4 protein-coding genes and 1 tRNA gene are annotated in these 2766 nt (G+C 52.4%); 3 read left to right on the plus strand and 2 right to left on the minus strand.

Annotated elements, in window-relative coordinates; all coding sequences use genetic code 11:
• The coding region (locus tag DEO48_RS26950) for a hypothetical protein (protein WP_219933010.1) at positions 1-198 on the minus strand (198 nt) is incomplete at its 3' end.
• An 18-nt stretch (positions 199-216) separates the two neighbouring features.
• Here DEO48_RS26950 and DEO48_RS12955 point away from each other — a divergent pair.
• Both DEO48_RS12955 and DEO48_RS12960 read left to right on the plus strand, forming a co-directional pair.
• Positions 217-579 (plus strand): YfeC-like transcriptional regulator, encoded by a 363-nt coding sequence (locus tag DEO48_RS12955; protein WP_033146143.1) that lies wholly within the window; start codon positions 217-219, stop codon positions 577-579.
• Between the two features lies 1 nt (position 580).
• Positions 581-973 carry a YfeC-like transcriptional regulator gene (locus DEO48_RS12960; RefSeq protein WP_109845405.1) on the plus strand — a complete coding sequence of 131 codons (393 nt, stop codon included), beginning with the start codon at positions 581-583 and terminating at the stop codon, positions 971-973.
• A 43-nt stretch (positions 974-1016) separates the two neighbouring features.
• On the opposite strand, the gene gltX is transcribed toward DEO48_RS12960, so the two are convergent.
• A complete protein-coding gene (gene gltX, locus DEO48_RS12965; RefSeq protein ID WP_109845406.1) occupies positions 1017-2432 on the minus strand; it encodes a glutamate--tRNA ligase in 1416 nt (471 codons plus the stop codon).
• A 259-nt stretch (positions 2433-2691) separates the two neighbouring features.
• Here gltX and DEO48_RS12970 point away from each other — a divergent pair.
• Positions 2692-2764: transfer RNA gene (locus tag DEO48_RS12970), tRNA-Val, on the plus strand.
• Positions 2765-2766: the final 2 nt, after the last annotated feature.

The following is a 2766-nucleotide window of genomic DNA, read 5'->3' on the forward strand; positions in this document are numbered from 1 at the left end:
TCGTAAAGCTGTCATGTTGACGGGCGGCATAATATGAATTCCGCCGCGGGGTGTCAACGGCAAAATCAATCCCAGCCATTCAATCGCCGAAAAATCATGCAAATGAATCACTTTGCGAGCCTGCTCGCAGCCAGGAGTTAAGCCTGTCACGTTTTCACGTAAAACGGTGCTATAAAATGAGCCGTTAATTAACCCCACTGATATTCAGGAAATTGCATGATCAAGGAACGAATGACGCCAGAAGAGTTAGCCCTCCTCACTGGCTATAGCCGCCAGACCATCAATAAATGGGTACGCAAAGAGGGTTGGATTACATCACCAAAACCAGGCGTCCAGGGCGGGAAAGCTCGCCTGGTACATGTGAACGAAAAAGTCCGTGACTTTATCCGCAGCGCACGTCGGGCAACTGAAACGTCCGAACTGCCAGAAGGTGTCAGTCATGATAGTTCGCTTCACACGCTGCTCCTGACGCTGGCCAATGAAATGACGCCGGAAGAGCAGAAGCAGATGACATCGCTGTTAATGCGGGAAGGGATTACCGGCTTGTTGCAACGTTTAGGGATTCGCGATCAGAACTGATATGAAAAAATTACGCAGCAAAATGACCACGGAAGAGCTGGCGGAGAGTTTGGGCGTTGCCAGACAAACGGTTAATCGCTGGATACGCCAGCAGGGATGGAAAACCGAAGGCCTCAACGGCGTGAAGGGTGGTCGCGCGCGGCTCATTCATATTGATGCGCGCGTGAAGGAACATATTATGAGCCTCCCTGCGATCCGTAACCGTCAGGCGGTTTACCATCTCGCTGAGGTCACCGCTTCATACAGTGAACCCTCTTCAAACCTGTCTCCGGGCATTATTGAGACGCTGGAGAGTATGACTCAGCCAGAGCAGAGGCGTCTGGACGCCTTATTGAAACGCGAAGGCATACACGGCTTTCTTACGCGACTCGGTCTCACGGAACAAGAGGCATAAAAAAACGGCAGGGTAACCTGCCGTTTTTTTATCTGAGGCCTAATTACTGCTGATTTTCACGTTCAGCGATAAAGTCCAGCGCCTTGTTAATACGCGCCACGCTGCGTGACTTGCCGATGGCGTGAACCGTCACATCCAGCGCCGGAGACTGTCCCGCCCCGGTCACCGCAACGCGCAATGGCATACCGACTTTACCCATACCGACTTCCAGTTCGTCTGCCGTCGCCTGAATGGCGTGATGCACATTCTCAGCGGTCCACTCGGAAAGGGCCGCCAGCTTGTCGCGCACCACTTCCAGCGGCTGGCGCGCAACCGGACGGAGGTGTTTCTTCGCGGCGTCCGCGTCGAACTCTTCAAACTCTTCATAGAAGTAGCGGCAGCTTTCGGCAATCTCTTTCAGCGTTTTGCAGCGCTCGCCGAGGAGTTTCACCAGGTCCGTCAGCTCAGGGCCAGTGCGGGTATCAATATTTGCCTGCTCAATATGCCACTGCAGATACGTCGCCACATATTCTGGCTGCATGGTGTTGATGTAATGATGGTTCAGCCACAGGAGCTTGTCGGTATTAAAGGCGCTCGCTGATTTGCTTACAGAGCTCAGAGAGAACAATTCGATCATCTCTTCGCGACTGAAGATCTCCTGGTCACCGTGGGCCCAGCCCAGACGCACCAGATAGTTCAGCAGTGCTTCCGGCAGATAACCGTCGTCACGATACTGCATAACGCTTACCGCACCGTGACGTTTAGACAGTTTTTTCCCGTCATCGCCGTTGATCATGGAGACGTGCGCATAAACTGGCACAGGGGCGTTCAGCGCCTTCAGGATGTTGATCTGACGTGGCGTATTGTTGATATGGTCTTCACCACGGACAACGTGGGTAATTTCCATATCCCAGTCGTCAACCACAACGCAGAAGTTGTAGGTTGGAGAACCGTCGGTACGACGGATGATCAGATCGTCCAGCTCCTGGTTGCTGAATTCAATTGGGCCACGGATCTGGTCGTCAAAGATCACCGAGCCCTCTTGCGGGTTAGCAAAACGCACCACGCAAGGCTCATCAGCAGCATGCTCGCTATGGTCGTGGCGGCAGTGGCCGTCATAACGCGGCTTTTCACCGTTAGCCATCTGCGCTTCACGCAGTTCATCCAGACGCTCTTTAGAGCAGTAGCATTTATACGCCGTGCCCGCGACCAGCATCTCATCAATGACGGCGTTATAGCGGTCAAAGCGTTTGGTCTGGAAGTAAGGACCTTCATCCCATTCCAGATTCAGCCAGTTCATCCCATCCATAATGGCTTCAATTGCTTCTGGCGTGGAGCGCTCAAGATCGGTGTCTTCAATACGCAGCACGAACTCACCTTTGTTGTGGCGTGCGAAAAGCCAGGAATAGAGAGCGGTACGTGCACCACCGACGTGCAGATAGCCTGTCGGGCTCGGCGCGAAGCGAGTTTTGATTTTCATGAAATGGCCTTACGTTATAAAGATGCCGGCAATCGGCAAATCCTGGGGAAAAAAACGATGGGCAATATTCTATCACTGTGGGGGGATTCCTCAATGTTGATCCCTTTATCGTGACCGAGTTTGCGATTTTTGTTTAGAAATCATGCGCCATTGCCCGTTTCACGATCGTTTTGTTTAATTTTACGACGAACGAATAAAAACTTTAGAAAATGCGTTGACTCATTTTCAACTCTCCCTATAATGCGACTCCACACAGCGGGGGTGATTAGCTCAGTTGGTAGAGCATCTCCTTTACACGGAGGGGGTCGGCGGTTCGAGCCCGTCATCACCCACC

The organism is Enterobacter sp. CGMCC 5087 (assembly GCF_003144775.1).
Taxonomy (GTDB): Bacteria; Pseudomonadota; Gammaproteobacteria; order Enterobacterales; family Enterobacteriaceae; genus Enterobacter; species Enterobacter cloacae_M.